General features: G+C 37.5%; 17 protein-coding genes and 1 pseudogene. 11 read left to right on the top strand and 7 right to left on the bottom strand.

The genetic code is table 11. The annotated features are described in order from the left end of the window. Positions 1–215 precede the first annotated feature (215 nt). Positions 216–770, bottom strand: a complete 555-nt coding sequence (locus H6G69_RS10265; RefSeq protein ID WP_190685485.1) for a Dps family protein — start codon at positions 768–770, stop codon at positions 216–218. A 673-nt stretch (positions 771–1443) separates the two neighbouring features. Between H6G69_RS10265 and H6G69_RS10260 the strand changes: the two genes are divergently transcribed. The 3 genes and pseudogenes from H6G69_RS10260 to H6G69_RS10250 form a co-directional block, all read left to right on the top strand. Further along, positions 1444–1692 (top strand): Asr1405/Asl0597 family protein, encoded by a 249-nt coding sequence (locus H6G69_RS10260; protein ID WP_190685482.1) that lies wholly within the window; start codon positions 1444–1446, stop codon positions 1690–1692. 81 nt (positions 1693–1773) lie between these two features. Then, the gene (locus H6G69_RS10255; RefSeq protein WP_190685479.1) at positions 1774–2451 is read left to right on the top strand and encodes a (2Fe-2S) ferredoxin domain-containing protein; all 678 of its coding nucleotides are present in this window, start codon (positions 1774–1776) and stop codon (positions 2449–2451) included. 162 nt (positions 2452–2613) lie between these two features. Continuing rightward, positions 2614–3009 (top strand): annotated as a pseudogene (locus H6G69_RS10250) (glycosyltransferase); the annotation flags it as partial. Between the two features lie 325 nt (positions 3010–3334). Here H6G69_RS10250 and H6G69_RS10245 read toward each other — a convergent pair. Further along, positions 3335–3661 carry a hypothetical protein gene (locus H6G69_RS10245; RefSeq protein WP_190685827.1) on the bottom strand — a complete coding sequence of 109 codons (327 nt, stop codon included), beginning with the start codon at positions 3659–3661 and terminating at the stop codon, positions 3335–3337. A 22-nt stretch (positions 3662–3683) separates the two neighbouring features. Between H6G69_RS10245 and H6G69_RS10240 the strand changes: the two genes are divergently transcribed. After that, the gene (locus tag H6G69_RS10240; protein WP_313950518.1) at positions 3684–4382 is read left to right on the top strand and encodes a choice-of-anchor W domain-containing protein; all 699 of its coding nucleotides are present in this window, start codon (positions 3684–3686) and stop codon (positions 4380–4382) included. 159 nt (positions 4383–4541) lie between these two features. Continuing rightward, entirely contained in the window at positions 4542–6269 is a 1728-nt protein-coding gene (locus H6G69_RS10235; RefSeq protein ID WP_190685473.1) for an NFACT family protein, read from the top strand. Between the two features lie 550 nt (positions 6270–6819). Here H6G69_RS10235 and H6G69_RS10230 read toward each other — a convergent pair. Continuing rightward, positions 6820–8511, bottom strand: coding sequence for an iron uptake porin (locus H6G69_RS10230; RefSeq protein WP_190685470.1), 1692 nt, complete (start codon positions 8509–8511; stop codon positions 6820–6822). Positions 8512–8901: 390 nt separating this feature from the next. Here H6G69_RS10230 and H6G69_RS10225 point away from each other — a divergent pair, with 390 nt between their 5' ends. Next, positions 8902–9852 (top strand): metal ABC transporter substrate-binding protein, encoded by a 951-nt coding sequence (locus tag H6G69_RS10225; protein ID WP_190685793.1) that lies wholly within the window; start codon positions 8902–8904, stop codon positions 9850–9852. Between the two features lie 45 nt (positions 9853–9897). Further along, positions 9898–10692, top strand: coding sequence for a metal ABC transporter ATP-binding protein (locus H6G69_RS10220; RefSeq protein ID WP_190685468.1), 795 nt, complete (start codon positions 9898–9900; stop codon positions 10690–10692). Between the two features lie 4 nt (positions 10693–10696). On the opposite strand, the gene H6G69_RS10215 is transcribed toward H6G69_RS10220, so the two are convergent. From H6G69_RS10215 to H6G69_RS10195, 4 genes are all read right to left on the bottom strand, one after another. Continuing rightward, on the bottom strand, positions 10697–10960 hold the full coding sequence (locus tag H6G69_RS10215; RefSeq protein ID WP_397326915.1) for an ArsR/SmtB family transcription factor: 264 nt from the start codon (positions 10958–10960) through the stop codon (positions 10697–10699). A gap of 276 nt (positions 10961–11236) precedes the next feature. Then, on the bottom strand, positions 11237–12196 hold the full coding sequence (locus H6G69_RS10210) for a GDP-mannose 4,6-dehydratase (protein WP_190685462.1): 960 nt from the start codon (positions 12194–12196) through the stop codon (positions 11237–11239). Between the two features lie 253 nt (positions 12197–12449). Then, complete coding sequence (locus H6G69_RS10205) at positions 12450–14609, bottom strand: Tex family protein (RefSeq protein WP_190685459.1); 2160 nt, start codon at positions 14607–14609, stop codon at positions 12450–12452. 575 nt (positions 14610–15184) lie between these two features. Beyond that, on the bottom strand, positions 15185–17353 hold the full coding sequence (locus H6G69_RS10195; RefSeq protein WP_190685790.1) for a polysaccharide biosynthesis tyrosine autokinase: 2169 nt from the start codon (positions 17351–17353) through the stop codon (positions 15185–15187). Positions 17354–18685: 1332 nt separating this feature from the next. On the opposite strand from H6G69_RS10195, the gene H6G69_RS10190 reads away from it, so the two are divergent. From H6G69_RS10190 to H6G69_RS10175, 4 genes are all read left to right on the top strand, one after another. Continuing rightward, positions 18686–20035 carry a glycosyltransferase family 4 protein gene (locus H6G69_RS10190; protein WP_190685454.1) on the top strand — a complete coding sequence of 450 codons (1350 nt, stop codon included), beginning with the start codon at positions 18686–18688 and terminating at the stop codon, positions 20033–20035. 393 nt (positions 20036–20428) lie between these two features. Next, on the top strand, positions 20429–20857 hold the full coding sequence (locus H6G69_RS10185; RefSeq protein ID WP_190685451.1) for a hypothetical protein: 429 nt from the start codon (positions 20429–20431) through the stop codon (positions 20855–20857). 35 nt (positions 20858–20892) lie between these two features. Then, positions 20893–21735 (top strand): ABC transporter permease, encoded by an 843-nt coding sequence (locus tag H6G69_RS10180; protein WP_190685448.1) that lies wholly within the window; start codon positions 20893–20895, stop codon positions 21733–21735. A 15-nt stretch (positions 21736–21750) separates the two neighbouring features. Then, positions 21751–23037, top strand: coding sequence for a polysaccharide ABC transporter ATP-binding protein (locus H6G69_RS10175; RefSeq protein WP_190685446.1), 1287 nt, complete (start codon positions 21751–21753; stop codon positions 23035–23037). Positions 23038–23061 lie beyond the last annotated feature (24 nt).

Here is a 23061-nt window from a genome sequence, read left to right as displayed (position 1 = left end):
ATTTTAGTTATTAGAAATAATTCTTAATTAGTCGGTTACAAACTATTTTTAATATGCCTCTAAAACAGTTATTGCTGGTGATTATTTTTTGTATACATAAATAAAAAATGGCAGAGAAGCAATCAGCCTCTTTGCCATTTTTTAGATTCTTTTAATCTCTAAAAGTACCAAATTGATATTCTGTCTGAGATAGACTGAAATCAATGATCAGCTTGTTAGTTTTGAGCAGGTTGAACAAAGCCTAAAGTTAAGCTGTCTTTTGCTAAGAAATGCGCTAAATGGTAAGCTCTTTCTTCTGTTTTCAACAGAATTTTCTCATACAGATAACGTGTACCGCGATCGCCCAAACTTTCTGCCTGAGCAGCTTGGCGGCGAATCACGTTAATAATGGCTTGTTCTGCGGCTAAATCATTTTCAACCATTTTGCGCGAAGAATATACGCCGTCAGATTCTTGCTCAAAACAAGTCAACTCTGCTAATTTGCTGAAGGAAGCAGCGGGTACGCCACCTAATCCATTCAATCTTTCACCGATTTCATGAACGTGGTCTTGTACTTCATTGTAACTGTCGTTAAAAAATTCATGTAAAGAATAAAACTCTGCACCTTCAACGACAAAATGGTGCTTTTGATATTGCAAGTATAATGCCTGAAAACTAGCTAATACTACGTTTAATCCTTCTGTAACTGGAGCAGTCACGCTACGGTCTAACAATACAGGATTGTCATAAACCTGACCAAAATTTTGTAACAAAGTTTGCGTATCAGACATGGTTCTCCTCGCTTTTTACAGTTAGAGTTTTTAACTGCTTAGTTTTTACATATTAACATTCTAAAAAATAGAAGCAAGCCCAAAGAATATCATAAAATTCTAAAATTTTTTGTCGTTATAATTGCAAATTTTTGCTCTTTATAGCTTCAAACTATACCGATGACATAATACGTGTATTTAATTTGCTTTCTCAATTACTGCTATTGTCTGAAAATAAGGAATAAAATGTGGTTTTTTTGTAACTTAAAGGGCTGCCATATATCCTGATATTGCAAAAATGTTGAGTTACTAGAGAATTTCGCCAGTAGGAAAGTATACACCTAAGAATTTACACCTTTGATTTTGTGTTTTCATCTGTCAGTTCCATAGATGAGAGAGCTTAAAACTGACTATTCTGCATTTTTCTTGCCTTATCCAGAAAAATACACAAGGTAAATTTGCAAATTTTTTATCAATCTAAAATCAAATCAAAACTTGATGACATAAGCTTTTGAGCCTGTTGACATTACCCAAGTTAATGAGAAAATTTCATATTTTTCACCAAAAATAATTGAGAATAGTTTGCACTTAAGTTATCCTGGTTTAAAGAAGCTGTACTCCCTAGATGCTCAAAATCAGGGAGTAAAAGCACACTCTTTCCTGCAAGGTTGTCGCACTTTTGAGGGTTCGTCTCTTGAATAGTTCCGGTTCACAAATAGACCAAAAGTACGTTGTCAAGGTTAATTGGGCAGACCGCTGGCAAGTCTATCAACGCTTAAAAGAGTTAGATATTCCCTGTAGTTGTGAGATTAACCAGCCATTGCAAGTTGAAACTGCACATCCTTTAGCCATAGTGCAGGTTTGGTGCGTGTTGCGGCGATTTACAGACTGCCGTCAAGAAATGATTCGCTTTCTTGAGAATAGTTGGCATAGTCGCTACTAGCAGTAATAACTAACGACAGATGTCTGAAGTCTCTCTGGCAATTAGAACAAGATTATTTAAGGAAATCATAAGGGTAAAAATATGGGTACTATCTGCACTAGGGAAATTACGGAATTTTGCCTGGAAGGTAGATTTATAGATTTTGTGATTAAAGATAGCTATAAGCTAAAAGGTTTAAAATTACAGACTTCTGAGGGTGAATGCTACGTTAAGCTAGCTAAACACTTACGGGCAGCATTTGATTGGAGATTACCAAAAGGTACTTACTTGCAAGTAGTAGGTATAAAAAAATATGATGCCAAAAAAGGTGAATTTACTCTGAAAGCTGAACGTGTCATGGCGGCGTGTGCTGATTTGGGTAGAAGTTCGGTTAGCACTTCATTAGAGGAAGTGCCAGTCAATGAGCCGAAAGCATCAATCAAGCCAAAACAGACTATTTTAGTTTGTCAAAAGTCGGATTGTTGGAAACGTGGTGGTAAGGAGGTTTGCCAAGCTTTTGAGGCCGCTTTGAGCGATCGCGGTTTAGAAGACCAAGTTACCATCAAAGGAACAGGCTGTATGAAAAACTGCAAAGCTGGGCCTAATTTAGTCATGCCTGATAAGACTCGCTATAGCCGCATTCAAGCCTCACAAGTTCCCGCTTTGATGGATAAACACCTTGCTGAAAAGCACGACAATAAGCAAATTAATAAAATAGAAGAAATTGCAATAAATATATCTAATTTCGATAAAGTTTCTATGAAAAATTCTCTAGTTTAATGAGAAGATTGTAAAGAGAGACGGTTAGTGTGTTCCTGAAAAGCTTGGCTATAACTTTTGCAAGGCAGATGCAAAAGTTGTAGCTGGGTTGATTAATATATTCAAAAATTTATTTTAGATATATAAACTCTGAACTATGTAGATGCTAAACAAACAGGCTCTTCCATCTTCCCTGGTCGTCTGAGTGAAGATTTACCGACTTACTACGCTGCTGCTGATGTGTGCGTTGTTCCTAGCCACTATGAACCCTTCGGACTTGTAGCAATTGAAGCAATGGCTAGTGGTACACCTGTAGTCGCTAGTGATGTTGGTGGACTTCAATTTACAGTAGTTCATGAAGAGACGGGTTTATTAGCACCAGCGCAAAACGTACCAGCATTTGCAAATGCGATTGATAGAATTCTGTTGAATTCCCAATGGCGGGATAAATTGGGTGAGGCTGGTAGAAAGCGCGTTGAAACTAAATTTAGTTGGGATGGCGTAGCTACTCAGTTAAGTGAACTTTACATCCGAATTATGCAGCCATCCGTTAAAGAACCAGTATTGCTTGCCAAATAACCAACTTGCTTTCTTGGATTAAAGGGAATGGGTAAAACTAATCTTGTTTTACCCATTTTTTTATTTGCTTAGTCTTCAAAATATCTAGAAAAACTTTTTAATATCAATATATTTGATCAGCTAAATCTTGTATTTGTACGTAAGTATCTACAGAAAAAAGAGTGAATTTTGGTATTTATATTAATTTTTAATTAAAATCAAATTTAAGTCTAGACAGCGTAGCAGACTATATTTTATCCTGATAAGACAAAATCAATACATAAAACTACATTTGTTACCGAAACTAATTTATACTAATTAATTTAAAATTTGTAATCTTTTAATACTAAATTTGTGGCGTTGGAGATTGAAAGTATGAATTTGTCTCACGCAGAGGCAAAGCAGCGCGTTGGGCAGGTTCCCAGACTTCTTCGCTGAAAGCGTTCCCGCAGGGTAGCGACTGCCGCGCAAAGATGCAGAGAGTAAGAGTTTGATAGATGGAATTTTTGATTTTTATACCTCGATTCAGCAACGCTAAATTTGTTTGTGTTTGCAAAACATTGAAATCAATTAGGTGTAAGCTACCAGGAGAAACTATGCCAGCTTTCAACAAGCTTAGAAGAAATAGAAAATTATTTTTGACCTTTGGATTAGTAGCTTTAGGTTTATTCATTGCGCCTCACCCAGCAAAAGCTGTGTCACTTGTTCCGTTGACCTCCCAAGATGCTGACTCAGATTTTGACGATACAGATTTTAACTTGCTTCTGGATAAGGGAGATTTTAAAGAGTTATTCGTTGCTGAGGGCCGAATTGGTAACAACGGTACTGGTGGAAACGGCGAACGTGAAATTGGCATCAATAGAAATGTGAGAGCTACCGTTGGTGCGGGTTTACCTGTAGCTAAAGCTGATTTTACTTGGGGTAACAGCAAAGTCTGGGATTTTAGCTTGGAATATACAGGTAGCAAAGTCACTTACAAAGTCTTTGATACCAGCCAAACATTTCAATTAGTAACTCAAGAGTTTAGTGGCCCTGTTACAGATATCTTTTTCCGTACCTTTGCTAATAAAGGTAGTGGTAATAACCTGCAAAATAGTGTTGCTTTAACTAATTTAATCCTCAATGGTACAGCTTTAGGCAACCTAGCATCATCAGCTACTACTACTGCTGATTTAGATTATCTTCATCTGGCTGGAATTTCTACTCCGTTCACTTTAACTGGCAAAACAGCACTTAGCTGGGTAGGCACTGCACCTAGTCGTTCTAATCTGGCTTTTCAAATTAAAGTGGGTACTTCTCAGTCAGTCCCAGAACCTACTACTCTCGGTGCTATCTTCGTTGCCAGTATGACAGGCGTAGCAGCGTTGAAAAGAAAAAAGGCAGCTATTCAATAAGCAGATTTTTGTCAACAGACAAGACAATTTAAAATTACTGCTAGGACAATAGCGATCGCATTTATCAACAGCGATCGCTTTTTCTTATAATGATCAGACTCAGCCAGACACGATAGCATATACTGAGCATCGACCTTTGAACGCTAATGGCTTATTTTTGTGCAACCAGTTGACTTAACCACTCTCACAGCTACTTGTAGCGAACTCCGCGCTTACTGGCTGCCATCGCGTTTAGAACAAGTCTATCAGCGCGATCGCCATACTATTGCTGTGGCTTTACGTACCTTAAAACAACGGGGATGGCTGGAAATTTCTTGGCATCCCCAAGCTGCACGCATTTGTATAGGTGATCCGCCGCCACGATTACCAGATACTTTTACCTTTAGCCAACAACTAGTACATCAATTGAGTGGTTTGGCTTTAGTGGCAATTGAAGCGATCGCACCTTGGGAACGCGCTATTGATTTACAATTTGCTCGTCGTCCGGGAGAAAACGCTCTCTATCATTTATATGTAGAGATTATGGGCAAATACAGTAATGTCATTCTCACCGATGCCAATAATTTCATCATTACTGCTGCCCATCAAGTTAGCGAGCAACAATCGAGCGTGCGTCCAATTCAAACTGGGCAGCCTTATGAAATTCCGCCTAAACTTACAGGCCCAGTTCCTAGTTTGAGCGAATCTCAAATCCGTTGGCAAGAAAGGGTGAGCTTAGTTCCGGGTGCAATCAAGCGTCAACTAATTCAAAGTTATAGTGGTTTAAGTGCAGCACTAGTAAATTCGATGCTGCTAGCAGCTAACATCCCAGCAGAGACAACGACTGATAAACTGACTGCTGAGGATTGGAACAAATTATTTCAACATTGGCAAGAATGGTTACAAGCTTTAGATTTAGGTAAATTTCAACCAGCTTGGACAGCAACCGGATATACAGTCATGGGTTGGGGTGCGATCGCACCAGCTAAAGATACGCAATCCTTACTCAACAAGTATTATACTGACCAACTCAATCAACAGGTATTTACCCAACTACGCCATCAATTGAGCCAGAAATTAAATAATATTTTGGCTAAGTTGCAAATCAAAGCGCAAACATTTACAGAACGCTTGCAGCAATCAGATCAAGCTGATGATTATCGCCAAAAAGCTGATTTATTGATGGCGAACTTACAAAATTGGCAACCAGGGATGAAAGAAATTACCCTACCTGATTTTGAGACAGATGAACCAGTTGCGATCGCCCTCCAGCCAGATAAAAATGCTGTACAGAATGCTCAAAGTCTTTATAAGCAGCATCAAAAACTTAAACGCGCCCGTTCTGCTGTGGAACCGTTACTATTAGATGTAAAATCAGAAATTGAGTATTTAGAACAAGTAGAAGCTGCGATCGCGCAAATTGAAAGTTATCAAACAGCCGAAGACTTGCAAGCCTTAGAAGAAATCCGCGATGAATTAATTGGACAAAAGTATTTAGAAGACCCAGAATATCGCAACCGCAGCACAGAAGAATCTGCCAACACCAACTTCCATCGTTACCGCACGCCCAACAACTTTGAGATTTTAATCGGGCGCAATAATCGGCAAAACGACTATTTAACTTTTCGGGTAGCAGGAGATTATGATTTATGGTTTCATGCTCAAGAAATTCCCGGAAGCCATTTACTAATGCGCCTAGAACCTGGTGCAGTCCCAGAAGCCAGCGACTTAGAATTTGCCGCTAACCTCGCTGCCTATTACAGCCGTGCGCGTCAAAGCGACCAAGTACCAGTAGTATATACCCAGCCAAAGTACGTCTATAAACCCAAAGGAGCCAAACCCGGAATTGCCATTTATAAACAAGAGCGCATCCTTTGGGGGAAACCGCAATTTATCAATGGTCAATAGTCAAGAAGAAGGGTGTGGGGTGTGGGGTGTGGGGTGTAGGGTGTAGGGGTGGGAGTGAGGGCTGGAATTCGCACTGGTAAAAAAATAGCTTACTCTTTCCCTCCACACCCCACACCAATAACCACTAACCCTTTTTTAGTCAATGGTCAAACAGCAGAAGGATAATATTTCACACTTCACACTTCACACTTCACACTTCACACTTCACACTTCATACTTCATACTTCACACTTCATACTTCACACTTCTTCCCCCCTCTATCTTGCGGTAGTTGTGAATTATTCAGAAAGATAGAAGGCAATCTAGATAGCTCATATCTTTTTTCAGTAAATTTTTAAGAAAAAACTGTGTTGGCTGTTACAATATTGTTAAGAAAAGTTGCCCGTTGCATTTTTGGGAACGCGCAATTGGGTTTTAACTCTCTTGAGAAGACAACGCGAAACAACATTTGATAGACCGGCTGTGGGAGGCTGGTCTTTTTATTTAAGGTTGTTCTAGTAGAGACGTAGCATTGCTAAATCTCTACTTCTGGTGATTGTTTGAGAATAATTTAGAAAGTGAACGTGGTGCGTACCGTACCAATCACAATATCGTCGTTGTTGTTATTGTGATCTGGAGCCGTCAACCAGATTACGCCAGGAGTAATGGTGATATTATCGCTGAGTTTGTACTGGTAAAAGCCTTCAATGTGTAGTGAGGTATCAGGATCTGTACCAACTGCATCTCTAATTCCCTGGCTAGCACCAGTAACTTTCGGTTCCATCCCCACGATAATACCGCCAACGCTACCGGGTTTACCCAAATCTGGGAATGCCAGTGTAACAGCATAATTCCAAATGTCTAATTCACCGCGAGGTATATTTAAGCCTACTGTAGCCACTTCCGAAAGTGTGCGGGTGTTGGTATAGCCAACCCAGCCACCAATAGCAAATTTTGGGCTAAGTTGAAAAGATGCTTGGATACCGTAGGAGTTGCTAGAAATTGGTAGGTCAACTCCTCCTAAAGCATTTACTAAAACTGGGTTACTGGCCAAAGCAGTACGCAAGTTTGCCAGGTTGCTACCAGCACCCAAGTCAGCGTTATAAGAATTAACGTAAGTAAAGCCAAGGGTTAAACCTTGAATTGGCTTGACAGTTAATTGACCAATTGCACCATAAGCTCCATTAAACAAACCATTTCCTGGTGTAGGGTCGTTAGATGTGCTGGCTAAATATCCCAGTGTCAGTTCTAAATTATCGTTAAACTCGTGTCTAACACCGATTCCCGAACCAGCAACGGGATAGTAAATAGGGTTGCGTGTACCAAAGTTAGACAAAGCACCAAAATCACCGTCACCGTCAAAAAAGGGATTGACTGTATTTGTAAAGTCATCCGCAGCACCAGCATTGGCTTCTAGTACAACTGTTGTTTTTTCACCCAGAGGGAAGCTATATAATAGTGCGTCTATCGCCACTTCATTATTATTGTCAGTGCTAAAAGTACCAGCAGTAAATCGCAAATCACCCTCTGGTGTTAGGGTTGAGCTAGATAAAGCATTCAAGTTTGTAGCTTGTAAGCGAGTTCTTAACAGGTCTTTACCTGTAAAACTAGTGTTTAAATCAAGACGTACTCTATCCCCTAAAAAAGGTACTCTATCAATTCTGTCGCCATTGGCATTATCACCTGCAAAAATACCAATAGGCGCAATAATGACAGTTCCACTCAGTTTAGTGGTGGTGGAAAATTGATTGGCTTCTAACTCAGAGGTACGTGCTTCTAACGCATCTACACGACCTCTTAATGTTGCGAGTTCTGCGGCAAATTCTTCTTGTAGTTTTTGTAGTGTGGCTAAGTCTTGTTTTGTAACTAATTCACTTGTGGCGGTAGCAATTAATTCATTAACTCTATCTAAACAAGCATTTAAACCCGCAGCAAACTCATAGCGTGTCAGGGCGCGACTACCACGATATGTACTGTTGGGATAACCAGCAATACAACCATATCGCTCTACTAAAGATTGTAAGGCTTGAAATGCCCAGTCTGTAGGTTGTACATCTGATAACTGAGACACAGAGGTCACTTGTGCAATTACTTTTTCTTGAGGATTATTATCAATTATTTCTTCAGATTTAACTTCAGTAAATGGTTGAGTGCTTATATTTGATGTAGTTGATATTTCTTCTGCCAAAGTATTTCCACTGACAGAGACTATGCTGCTAAAAAAGGCTGAACTAATCAGCCAGTATTGCCATTGTTTGCGCATTTGTTTATCCTCACACTTTTTATTTCAGTAGTATATAAAACTATGCTACTGAGAATACAACTTTTAAAAAAGTATCTCAAAATCTTATCAGTATTAGGCAGCTTTTTTAACAAATAAAGTCAAGAAATATTGAATTTTTTAAGTATTTATCAGCAGCAAAAAAGTTACACTCCAAAATCTTGAGTTGTAATTTATACAAATAAAATTGCAAAATCTCACTTGAGAATGATAATAATTATAATATTCTTGTTAGAATAAGTTTCATTATCAAAAAATTTCCCAAACGTAAGATTACTATTGTTGCAAGGAGAAAACACGGTGAGTAGTAAGCGTGCATCTGCGCTCAAAAGTACGCGAGGAAGTAGCTTTCTAGCTTTAAGTGCTTTACTAATGTGTTTACTAAATGCTGGCTGTACTGTATCAAAATCAACACTACAAGCCAGTAGTGAAAATTCGCCACAAGCGCAGGAGGCTGCATCAACGCCATCATCACAGTTAGGCAAAACTAAAATTGTGACAACGTTTTTACCGATTTACCTGTTTACTAAGGCTGTGGCTGGTGATGCAGCAGAGGTAGAAATTTTAGTACCACCAGGTATGGAGGTACACGAATACCAAGCAACACCAAATAATGTAAAAGCGATCGCTACAGCTAAAGTTTTAGTGAAAAATGGTTTAGGCTTGGAAGAATTTCTCGATAACACAGTCAAAAATTCCCAAAATTCACAATTGGTTGAAATTGATGCTAGTAAAGGTATTAAACCTGTGAATGAAATTTCACCAGTTGTCGAAACTGTCAAAGAAAAAGGAGAAGACCACGCACACGAACATACAGAAGGTAATCCGCACGTTTGGCTAGATCCTGTATTAGCAAAACAGCAGGTCATAAATATTCGTGATGGGTTAATTGCTGCTGATCCTCAAAATCAAGCTACTTATACAGCTAATGCTGCGGGTTATATCCAGGAATTAGAAAAGTTAAATAATGAATTTCAGCAAACTTTACAGAAAAACCCAAACTGTACTTTTGTAACTTTTCATGATGCTTATCCGTACTTGGCACAACGCTATAACCTCAAGCAAGTGGCTGTAGTCCAAATTCCCGAAGATCAATTATCGCCATCAGATGTGCAGAAGGTAGTAAACACAGTCAAACAATACAAAGTTAAAGCTTTATTTAGTGAACCAGGAATCGATAATAAATTATTGAAAAGCCTGGCACAAGATTTAAAGTTAGATTTGCAAACATTAGATTCCTTAGAAACAGGTAAGACAGATCCGCAATATTATTTCCAAGCTATGAGATTAAATTTAAAAACGATAGAAGCGTCTTGTAAATAGGATTGTGCAAAACCAAATTAATTAATAATTAAATTACTGAAAAATATGACGACAACTATTTTAAAAGTAGATGGATTAACAGTATATCAGGGTAAATATTTAGCTATTCGAGATGTTTCTTTTGAATTATTACAAGGAACAGATACGGCAATAGTTGGGCCTAATGGTGCGGGTAAAAGTACTTTGGTTAAGGCAATTTTAGAATTACTCCCCCGTAGTGCTGGCAAAGTCGAAATCTTTGGTCGCCCCTTGGCAAAGTTGGGTAATTTACGCCATTTTTTGGGCTATATGCCACAAAATTTCATCTTTGACCGCAGTTTCCCAATTTCGGTAAGTGAATTAATTGGTTTGGGATGGAGTAATGAAATTAAAAGTCAAAGTCTCAAAAGTAAAACCGAAGATTCCCTGTTTGCTAAAGTCTGGAGACGCAATCGAGAAAAAACAACGGCGATAACAGAAGCTTTACGACGAACTGGGGTTTATCATTTGCGAAACCAACCTATTGGAACTCTCAGTGGTGGTCAACTGAAGCGGGTGTTACTAGCTTATTGTTTAGTAATGCCGCGAAAACTTTTGGTATTAGATGAGGCTTTTGCTGGAGTTGATATGCAAGGTGCAGCAGATTTTTATGTTTTATTAAACCAGTTGAAGCAAGAAGAAGGCTGGACGATATTACAAGTTTCGCATGATATTGATATGGTAAGTCGCCATTGCGATCGCGTCCTTTGCCTTAACCAAACAGTTGTTTGTACTGGTCAACCTGAAATAGCCTTGTCACCCGAAAACCTCTTAGCAACTTATGGCCCAGGGTTTAGCCGCTATCATCACAATCACAATTAAAATTTTAATCTGGTTCATCTAAGTGTTCAGCTACAGCTTGGTAAAGATGAAAAATATGATTGTCGTGGAGTCGATAAAATACATTCCGCCCTTGCTTGCGGTAGCTAACTAAACGCATAGCTCGTAAATTACGTAATTGGTGAGAGACAGCAGACTCACTCATATCTAGTGATGTCGCTAAGTTACTCACACAAAGTTCTTTTTGTGCCAAAACAGAAAGTATCCGCAGACGGTTAGCATCTCCCAGGAAGCTAAAAAATTCTGCCATCCTTTGAGACTTTTCAATACTCAGAATTTGGTCGATTGGCGATGATATAATATCCCTATCTCTGGGAGATATTTGATGAGATTGACTCATTTTTAATTAATTAACTGCTAACTAAACAACTATTATAAAATCTTTTGGTTAGATAATATAAATAGCCGAGCCAATCACCCCACTAGATAAAATTAATCTCTTATAAATCATTTGCAGCAGCCAATCTCATCCCTCACTTGAAACTGCTGCTTTTATTTACAATGATAGAAATTAAGCTAATCCTTTTTACAGAGATTTTAGCTTGGCCTCTACCATCATACGTACAACGTCCCTCATTTTATATTGAGCTTGCCATCCCAATTTTTCTTGAGCTTTATTTGGGTTTCCTTGACCGAATGTAATGTCAGTAGGTCTAAATAAACTATTATTAATAACTACATATTCTTGCCAGTCTAAACCTAAACAGGTAAAGGCTTCTATAACAAAATCTTCTAATTTGTTGCTTTCTCCAGTAGCGATTACATAGTCATCTGGCTCGTTTTGTTGCAACATCAAATACATTGCTTCAATGTATTCAGGCGCCCAACCCCAGTCTCGTCGAACAGAAATATCTCCTAAATATAATTTTTCTTGACTGCCATTAGCGATGCGAGATGCAGCTGTAATCACTTTTTGTGTTACAAATCTTTCTGGTCGCAATGGAGATTCATGGTTATATAAAATACCAGAGCAGGCAAACAAGCCATAAGCTTCTCTATAGTTGGCTACTTCCCAAAATGCTGTCGCTTTCGCAACTGCGTAAGGACTACGAGGACGAAATGGTGTAGTTTCATCTGCCGATTGTTCGCCAGTGTTACCAAAGCACTCGCTAGAACCAGCGTTGTAAATTTTAATTGGCGCACCGATAAACCGAATTGCTTCTAGCAAATTGAGTGTACCAGTGGCAATGCTTTCGAGTGTTTCGACTGGTTGGTCAAAAGACAAACCGACAGAACTTTGTCCTGCCAAATTATACACTTCGTCAGGTTGAATTTTGGTTAGCACTTGTAATACGCTGCGAAAATCAGTCAGTGAAACAGATTCTAATTTCACTTGGTCGCGGATACCCAAACGCACTAAATTTTGAAATGAAGACATTTGAGCATCCCGCGAAGTCCCACAGACGAAATATCCTTTTTTCAGTAATAACTGTGCTAAGTAAGCTCCATCTTGCCCGGAAACTCCACAGATAATTGCTTTTTTCATATGTTTTTATTTCATGAAAATGGCTTTTTAGATGTCAATAACATAGTTTGACATATTCAGACAAAGTATACCTCTGATCAAAAAATTTGGCTCGTTTTAGTAATTCTTGATAGTGTTGATTTTAATTATTTTTTCACAATTTAGATAATTAAGATGCAGCGAAACTGAAAATCAGCAAACAGAAAACTTATTCATAGTTTTCTAGTATCTGTTTTCTGATAAATTTTAGCTTTAGCTGCTATCGATGGAGAAGCTATTGCTTGAGAGCTTTCATCGACAAACTAATTCTTTTAAGTTTTTCATTCACTTCTAGAACTTTGACTTTTACAACTTGCCCTACTTTAACAATTTTTTTGGGGTCATCTACGAACCTATCGGCTAGTTGAGAAATATGTACTAAACCATCCTGATGTACACCAATATCGACAAAAGCTCCAAAATTAGCAACATTAGTAATTATTCCTTCTAGTTCCATTCCTACTTGTAAATCGCTAATTTCTTTGATTCCTTCTTTAAAGGTGGCATATTTAAATTCTGCGCGAGGATCTCTGCCTGGTTTTTCTAATTCGCTGAGGATGTCACGTAGTGTAGGTTCACCAACAGTGTCAGTGATATATTTTTTCAGGTTGACTTTTTTTAGTTTTTCAGCGATTTGGCTCACCTGATGTAATGGTACATTGAGATCAGCTGCGATCGCCTCAATCACTGGATAGCTTTCTGGATGCACGGCTGTATTATCTAATGGATTCTCCCCATCCCGAATCCGTAAAAATCCTGCTGCTTGCTCAAAGGCTTTCGGCCCTAACTTAGTTACTTTTAACAATTGTCGCCGATTTTTGAATGCGCCATTTTGATTACGATAACTCACAATATTATTAGCAACTGTGGCTGTAATACCGGAAACAAAAGTTAAAAGCTCCTTAGAGGCTGTGTTTAAATCTACACCCACGTAATTCACACAACTTTCTACAGTTTCATCCAGTTTCTTTTTTAATAACTTTTGATCAACATCATGCTGATATTGTCCCACCCCAATTGATTTAGCATCAATTTTTACTAGTTCTGCTAAAGGATCTTGCAAACGCCGGCCAATACTAATAGCACCCCGAACTGTCACATCTAAATCAGGAAATTCTTCTTGAGCTACTTTGCTCGCAGAATATATCGATGCACCCGATTCATTAACCACAACTTTAATAGGTTTACGGTCTAGTGTTTGTAATACTTGGGCGACAAATTCTTCAGTTTCACGAGATGCAGTACCATTGCCAATGGCAATTAGCTCAATTTTGTATTTTTCAATTAAGCTTTTAACAGTTTGTGCTGCTTTTATACGTTGTTCCGCACCTTGGTGAGGGAAAACTGCTTGATATTCTAAAAATTTTCCAGTTTCATCTAAAACTGCTACTTTACAACCAGTTCTAAAACCAGGATCAATTGCCAGTGTTGGTTTCATCCCTGCTGGTGCAGATAGCAATAATTCTCGCAGGTTGGACTCAAAAGTTTTGATTGATTCTATATCTGCATAATTTTTCTTTTCAGCAATTACTTCTCCTGTGAGGGAAGCTTTCATCAAACGGTTGAATGCATCTTTCAGCATTACCTGATAAAAATCTCTAATTGAGCGGACTTTTGTCTTAATAACCTGAGATTCTAAATAACCAAGTACCACATCTTCATCAAAGATTATGTCAAAGCTCAAGATACCTTCAGCTTCACCTCGACATAAAGCCAACATATTATGTGGAGCAATATTTTTGACTTTGATTTGATAAGTTCGGTACATTTCAAATTTAGTTGTACCTTCAGGATAATCATCCTTAATGCGCGAAACAAATACTCCTGTTTCTACGAAAAAATCGCGTAAATAAGCTCGTAGTTGAGATTGCTCTGCTACTTCTTCTGCCAAAATATCAGATGCACCCTTAAGAGCGTCATCCGCAGTTTTTAAACCCTTTTCTTCAGAGATATACTTGGTTGCTTCTGTTTCTAAAGAGGCCGAGATGCCGTTTTTTGTATTCAGAGATTTGATGAATTCAGCTAGTGGTTCTAATCCTTTCTCTCTAGCAATTGTGGCACGAGTACGTCGCTTTGGTCGATAAGGTAAGTATAAATCCTCAAGTTCAGTTTTTTGTAGGCAAGCAGTAATTTTCGCTTTCAATTCATCAGTCAGCTTACCTTGTTCTGCGATCGTATTTAAAATTACTGCTTTACGTTCCTCTAATTCTGTTAAGTAATTATACTTATCAAACAAATCGCGCAATTGAATTTCATTCATCTCACCAGTGCGCTCTTTACGGTAACGTGCAATAAACGGGACTGTTGCACCCTCCGCCAAAAGTTCCAGAGCGTTCTGCACCTGATAAGGTTTGAGGTCTAGTTCAGTTGCCAATAGTTGAGGAATGTTCAGCATCGGAAATTCACTGGAAAAGGTTACATCTAAAGCTAATATGCTAAATCGTTACGGCACTAACAACACTGGATGTTAAGCTTATTTACCGAATAATTGCGGAATCTTTACTAGTTGATTGTTTATTTAGAGTATTGTGACTTAAACATCTTTAGATGTAAAATTAACCACAATTATCAAGCAAACTTTATTTTAACTTCATAAATAATTTACATTTAGCTTAGGAGATAGTCAGCTATGCCTTTGTTGTTCTTAGTTCCTTTATTTACTGGTTTAGTAACCGGATATTTATCGAAAAAATGCCATGATGAAGTTGCTTATTTGATAAGTGTATTTACAGCCATCAGTTTATTTGTCAGTTTGGTATTGGCCCCTTGGCAGATACAACTGATACTACTTGTTATAGTTCTCATCAGTACCCATAGACTTTTACAGAAAAATGAGAATAAACAAAGGCAAATCGCTAAAAAATAGCTAAGTCAGTAGTGACAATTTTTCATCAGTGAATTCTGCAATTCATTGAAGCATGATTTTTTGTATCATACTGTACGTTGAAAGATAGTCATCTTCAGTATCAATCAATACCGAGGGAAGGGAGTTTTTTCACCATTACCAACCATACCTAAAACATTTAAGCGGGAAATTTTTAAGTTTTCTAAAGCACGTCTTAAAATGGATGATTCAGTTTTGCGAATCTTCACAACCATCAAAATACCATCTGTCTGTGGTGCAATTAAGCTTACATCAGCCAGTCCAACTAATGGAGGAACATCATAAATTACTAAATCAAAAGAAGTATGAAATTCTGCCATCAACCGCTTCATTTTTTCAGATGAGAGCAATTTAGTAGCATCAGGCGGTATTGGCCCAGAAGTAATTACAGATAAGTTACTCAATGTAGGTATTTGCTGTATGGCTTCTCCCATTGGTAAGTTTGTGGAGATTAAGTTACTCAAGCCCCAAAGATTATTTAAATCTGCCAAATTATGGATTGTTGGTCTGCGTAAATCTGCGTCTACCAGTAATACTTTTTGACCCATAGCTGTAGCTATCTGAGCTAGATTAAAAGCAACCGTAGATTTACCGTCACCTGGCATAGCTGAACTAATAACGATAGACTTAATTGTGCGATCAGAACTTAATAGTTGAATATTGGTATAGAGTACCCGTAAAGATTCTAAGAAATTCGTAGAGTAATTGCTACTTTCTTGCAATGTAGCAACATTGGAATCAGGCAAAAATTCCGAAAAATATTTAGGTAAATTGATTAGAGGAATATTCTGCACAAAATTTCGCTCTTGCTCAGTTTGAATTTGCCTTTCAAAAGGTAGATTCCCTAACACAGGCAATTTTACTTTTTCTTTTAAATCATTGATTGTATTATATGTACTATCTAATTTTTCTAATAGTAAAGCTACACCAATTCCTGTCAGAATGCTGGCTACTAATCCAGAGATCAGATTACGTTTTAAACTTGACGATGTAACTGGATATCCTGGTTTAACTGGTGGTTGAATTAATTGCCAACCAAATTCCGTTTGCGAGCGTTGAATTTGCAAGGTCTCACGAGTAGATAAAAAACGATTAAGGCTTTCTACTGCAACCTGTAACCTCCTTTGCAAATTAACGTATTGTCGAGACAAAACAGGCAACTGTTGGCGTTTTTGTGCTAGCTCTTGTTCCCTTTTTGCTAGTGCCTGATTTTGTACTTCTAAAATTCTTATACCAGTAACTATTTCAGCACGCTTAGTATCTAAAATACGCTTTGCTTCTTGGTTAATCAAAGGTAAAAGGCTATCTCTCTTTTCTTTTAGTGATTGAAGTGTGGGATTATTTGGTTGAAAGCGAGTAGATTCCGCAGCTACCTGAACATCTAATTGATTTTTTTGATTAATTAACTGCTGATACAAAGAAGCATTAATGAGTGCAGCTTTCTCACCATCAGGCTTTTGCAAAAGGGCTAAATTAAGACGAGCTTGTGCTAACTGAACATTAATGGTCTGCTTTTGTCCAGCCAATGTTACATTTTCCGAATCTAAAGCTTGTGCCTCTGTTTCCGGATCATTAAGGTCGTACTTCTGTTTAAAGGCTTGTAGTTGTTTTTGCAACTGATCTACTCGATTTTGAGCAATTTGCAATTGTTGCTCTACAAACTGAAGCCCTTGGCGTAATTTCGTTTGCCGTTTTTCTTTACTATATTCTAGATAATATTGAGCAGTTTTATCCAAGATAACTTTTACTTGATCTGGATTATCACCTCGATAAGTAACTTGTATAATCTTTGTTTTTTCTAATTGAAAAACATTTAAATTTTGAGATAGTGCATCATAGTTTATATCTGGATAATTTACTTGTACTTGCTTTAAAATATCTCCTAAAATCACAGGACTCCTGAGAATTTGAATTTGACTATCATAATCTAAACCAGACTGATTTGAACCTTTGTCTTCTTTGACAACATCTACAGTTTGACTATCTTCATTTACTGGTTCTACTAAAAGCTGAAAACCTCCTTCATATTCTGGCTTGGTTGGATTCAGTGTTAAGCCAACCACAATACCAGCCATTACAACAGCCGCAACTCCAGAAATAATTAGCCATCTGCGCTGTAAAATGCCGAGTATTTCTTGAAAATTCCAACCTCCTTCTTGCTCTTCTGCCCAAGCGAGAGATTGATTCTGAATTACCATATGTCCAGAGTTATTAGTATGTCCAGAGTTTGAGAATTGAGAAGGATAATTTTCCATCATTGATGAATGTTTGGTAATAAACAATACAAGTTATTTATAACAATTTTTTCTTTAAAATTAGGTCTTATCTAAATAATAAAGAGAAAAATAACTATGATAGGACTTACGCAAGAACCCTCTCGAACTCTTATAACTTCGTGTCCTTTGCGCCCTTTGCGGTTCGTTTTTTCATAATTTTGCGTAAGTCCTGTATGAAAACAAAATACTCAAAAGTATAAAATGATATTTTTTTACTTAGTATTATCATTGAAGTATTCAAACTTTATGTTGAAAAATTATTGTTCAGCAACTTATAGTAAATTTTATCTAACTTATTCAATAACTTGTCATAAATTTATTAGAGTTTCAGAATACATATTTTCAGTACAATTGTAGTTAAGACGTAATAAAAAATGTGTACTTTTTATGTTATGATTAAAAACTATTATTCATATTCGTAGAAAATTTTTATGTTTTCATCAACTATATCTTTATAATTTTATAAAGTCTGCTAATATAAAAATTTTGACAATATGGAAAAAATAAATGCGTAGCTAACTTGTTATTAATTTAGCCTCTGTCTATAGAAATAGATTAGTCACATAAGATAATATAATATACTAAGAATAACTAAAGGATTAGATGAAATGAGACGGCACTAATCTTAATAAAAAAATAATAATTGGACATACATAAAAATTAATTATGAGATTTAAAAAAAAATTATAAAGATTTTGTTTAAAGCAATTTAAGCAAGATAAATTTTTGATGAAGCATGACAGTCCATTTTGAATCATGGTATTCTACGATTTAAAATCTCACCATAATAGAGTGTCAATAATTAGAAGTTACATAAAACTAACCAGGAACAAGCAAAGTTAATGATGAAAAAATGAAGGTAAAATTTTAATTACGTAAAGTTCAGTATTCTTGTCGAAGTCCATGTAAGATAACGAATAGTCTGTTGTAAATTAGAATAGACATCATCCGTAAATTTATCTATTTGCATTAAGGATACCCTGTACAACAATACAAATTTCTTTCTAAATATCAATATCAAGATCAAGAAAGATTTTTTAGAAGATCAGGCTTCATATTTTAGTGTGTGTTCTGTATTTAATGTATTTTAAAGTACCAAGTATTAAATTTTGACTGTCTAATTCCAGTAATGAAGTTTACTAGTATTATAGTCAAACTTCAGGAAATAGAGGTATGGCAAGTGATTAATACATTTAGTATTTTTCCGGCTGAAAACAGTCACTCATAAACATTGAATTTATAGACTAATGGCTTTAGTAGTTCAGTAGTATTTCCTTAAAACTCTTTAGATTCTCAAGTAGGATACAGCCGATGAGACTTAATGAATGGATTAACCAAAAATTCTCACAATCCATTTCTACTCGGTTAGAAGCAGAAAATGAGCATTCTATAAATACTCAGCAAGCGATTAAATTGTCTGTAGTTACTCAATATTTTCCGCCAGACTTTGCTGCAACAGGACAATTAATTGAGGAACTAGTGAAACAACTAGGTCAGCAAGGGGTAGATGTTGAAGTTTTTACTAGTCAACCTGGTTATGCGTTTCACACCCAAAAAGCACCATCTGTAGAGCGAGTAGAAAGGGTTAGCGTTAAACGCTCACGGACTGCCCAACTTTGGCCTGGGAGAATTCGTGGTAAAGCAGTTAATGGTGTTCTATATACTTTACGCGCTGTGCTTTATGTGCTGAGAGCATGGCAACGAAATAATGTAATGTTAATAACGACAGCCCCTCCTTTTTTGCCTCTTGTAGGATATTTAGCGTATTTATTGTTTAGATTGCCGTATGTCTGCATCATATATGATCTTTATCCAGACATTGCGATCGCTTTAGGAGTAGTTTCCAAGCGTCATTGGCTAGTAAAGGTTTGGCACGCTATTAATCGACAAGTCTGGTTAAATGCCAAAGGCATTGTAGTTCTAAGCCCAGCGATGAAGCAACGAGTATTAGCTCATTGTCCTCAGGTTGAAGATAAAATTTCTGTCATTCACAGTTGGGCTAATCCAGAGTTGATTGTCCCCATTGCCAAGGAAGAAAACTGGTTTGCTTGGAAACACAACCTCGTCAATAAATTTACAGTACTTTATTCTGGCAATATGGGTCGCTGTCACGACATTGACACTATGCTAGAAGCTGCTAAAGAGTTACAAGATGAACCAATTCAGTTTGTTTGCATAGGTGGTGGAGCCAAGAGAGAAGAATTAATTAGTGAAGTTAATAGATTAGGTCTGAGAAACTTTACATTTTTGCCCTATCAAGATAAAAAGGTACTTCCTTACTCATTAACAGCCTGTGATTTATCTTTCGTGAGTGTAGATGAAACAACAGAAGGCCTAGTTGTACCTAGTAAGCTTTACTCAGCCTTAGCAGCTGGAAGACCAATAGCAGTTATTTGTTCTCCGTATTCATATCTTAGACAATTGATCGCAGAAGCTAACTGTGGTGGGACATTTGATAATGGGGACGGTCACGGTTTGGCTCAATTTATTCGCTTAATCAGCCGTGATCCCCAATTAGCCGAACGTATGGGTAAATCTGGTCGTCAATATTTGCGATCGCATTTTACGCCTAAATTAATCTCGCAACAATATCTTGATGTTTTGCAGCAAGTAGTATCTTCTGATGAGGCGATTGCTGTATCTCAAAGTCATACGAATTAACTATTGTAGGCAGAAGTTTTCAGAAAAGAAATCACATTCTCTTCTGAAAAACTTCAATCAATTTCGTCTAAAATACATGAAATGTATGATACAGTTTAGACAAATAAAATACTCATAATTGAATCTAAGGAGGCTAAATATATCTATATTATAAAAAAACTTAAAAATTTACGTTAAAATTATTTTTTTTAATACAAAAATCAAATCAAACTCAATAGCTATAAGGATTTAAAAAATAGCCTTTAGCAATTAACAAAGAAAATAAACTCATCACAACTAAAATATATTGTATTCAAGTTTTAGGAGTTGGGCTTTGATGGTCTTTTTGATCTCAGCCTCTCCAACGTAACCTTCCTTATTTCGTTATTTTATTGATTAATCTGGGAGGCCGAATTGCAGAGAAGATGTGACCGAAATCGCAAGCGTTCTAAAAGAAGAGCTATCTACTGCCCCATACATGGTTGCTATCTCGATAGTATGAGTCAAAAATACAATCTATTTGCCGATCAAGCCGGGCAGTTGCAGCAAAGAGGAATAAATCGGCGAAATGCCCTAATGCTAGTAGCTAGTCAAACCGCAGTTCATCTTGAAGGAGAATGGTTAGAAGCTTTCTGGTGTGATCAGTGCCAGCAAACAAAGTGGTATCACGTCCGTAAAACTGATGAACGCGTTTATGAAATTAAGCTAGCTCCACCAGAATTATGGCAGCAGGTAACAGGTGTGATTGATCCCCAAGGGAACCCGTCTGTTGGAGAGTTTACGCGCAGACATTCACGGCTGCTGAACGCTTCTAGTATGAAAGATTTTCAATTTGTTAGCTAACAGTTAATTAAATAGCATCTTATTTAAAAATCACTATGAGTAATGAAGGTATAGCGTCTAAGCCAGAGCTAGTGCTTGAAGCTGGGCGCACAGAGCGCCAATATTGGCAAGACCTATGGCGGTATCAAGAGCTGTTGTATTTTCTTGCTTGGCGTGACATTTTAGTGCGTTATAAGCAAACTGCAATAGGCATAGCCTGGGCATTGATCCGACCATTTTTGACAATGGTGGTATTTACTGTTGTATTTGGCAATTTAGCAAAACTACCTTCACAAGGAGTACCGTACCCCATTTTGGTATTTGCGGCTATGTTGCCTTGGCAGTTTTTTTCTACAGCCTTGAGTGAATGTAGTAATAGCTTAATTGGTAACGCCAATTTAATTTCTAAAGTCTATTTTCCTCGGTTGATTGTACCCATTAGTTCCGTAATTGTTAGCTTTGTAGATTTTATGATTTCTGGCATGATTATGCTGGGATTAATGGCTTGGTACAACTTTGTTCCTGATTTGCGAATATTGACACTGCCTTTATTTATTGCCGTCGCTTTTGCTGCTTCTATAGGTGTTGGATTATGGTTTGCAGCATTAAATGTGGAATATCGAGATTTTCGTTATGTTGTGCCATTCATAGTCCAATTTGGATTATATATATCGCCTGTAGGTTTTAGTAGTAACGTGGTACCAGAACAATGGCGTTTACTATACTCTCTAAATCCAATGGTGGGAGTGATTGATGGTTTTCGTTGGGCGATTATTGGGGGTGATGCCAAAATCTACTGGCCAGGATTTACACTATCGCTGGGATTAGTTGTACTTTTACTAATAAGTGGTATCTGGTATTTCCGCAAAATGGAACGGACGTTTGCTGATGTAATTTAAAAAGGAGAAAAGCAGATGTCTGATGTTGTAATTAGTGTCAAAAATCTCAGTAAAAAATACATTATTAGTCACCAGCAGGAAAATTCCGGTTTCTACCGTTATAAAGCTCTACGTGATGTCATTGCTGATGGTGCTAAGTCATTAACTAAGAAATTTCTCCAACCATCTGGAAAAAAAATAGCCGACCCAACTCGTGAAGAATTTTGGGCATTAAACGATGTTTCATTTGAGATTAAACAAGGCGAAGCCATTGGCGTAATTGGGCGTAATGGCGCAGGTAAATCTACACTTTTAAAAGTTCTTAGTCGCATTACCGAACCAACCAAAGGCCGTATAGCAATCAGAGGGCGAGTGGCTAGCCTGTTGGAAGTTGGAACGGGATTTCACCCAGAACTAACAGGAAGAGAAAATATATATCTCAACGGTTCTGTACTGGGGATGAGTAGAGTTGAGATTAAGAAAAAATTTGATGAAATAGTTGACTTTGCTGAAGTAGAAAAGTTTTTAGACACCCCAGTCAAACGTTATTCTTCAGGAATGTATGTGCGACTAGCTTTTTCTGTAGCTGCCCATTTAGAGCCAGAAATTTTAATTGTTGATGAAGTTTTGGCTGTGGGTGATTCAGCATTCCAGAAAAAGTGCTTAGGAAAAATGGGTGATGTCTCCACTAAAGAGGGACGCACTGTTTTATTCGTTAGTCATAGTATGCAGGCGATCGCCCAACTAACCAAACGTTGCATACTACTATCTAAAGGTAATGTGCAGTTTGATGGCAATACTAGCAAAGCAGTTCAACTATATCTAGTTGGACAAAAAGATGATTCTGAGCAACCAGCTTACTATCAAGCACCTGTAACTAAAACTGGCAACTATGTAGCTTGGGCAAGAGTACATACTTCTGAGGCTGAAGGCGTTCACGCCTGGGGACAGCCGATTACTGTTGAGTTTGCACTACACGTTACTCAACCCCATGAAAGTTTGTGGTTTTCTTTTCAAATAGTTAGTGCTTTGCAACAACCTATTTGTATTTTCTGGTTTTATGAGCCGGATGCGCCATTTCGCCGTGAGCCAGGAACATACATTTTACGCTGTGAACTACCCAAGTCTAGACTGTATATGGGTTCATACACCTTAACTACATGGTTTTCTGAACGGCGCAGTGAGACTTTACTTGAGAACCTCAGAGAAATTTGCCCCTTTGAAGTAACCATGCACAAATTTGAGCGTCCAGAGTATCAATGGCAAGCAGATGAATGCCTTTATTTGGAAGACGCAGTTTGGAAATCTGTAGAAAAAGTTTAATTATCAGCTTTAGTAAGCGACAGG

Origin of the sequence: Nostoc sp. FACHB-110 (genome assembly GCF_014697425.1) — a bacterium.
Taxonomy (GTDB): Bacteria; Cyanobacteriota; Cyanobacteriia; order Cyanobacteriales; family Nostocaceae; genus Nostoc_B.
The sequence above is the reverse complement of the archived record's forward strand: the minus strand, read 5'-3'. Positions and strand labels throughout refer to the sequence as shown.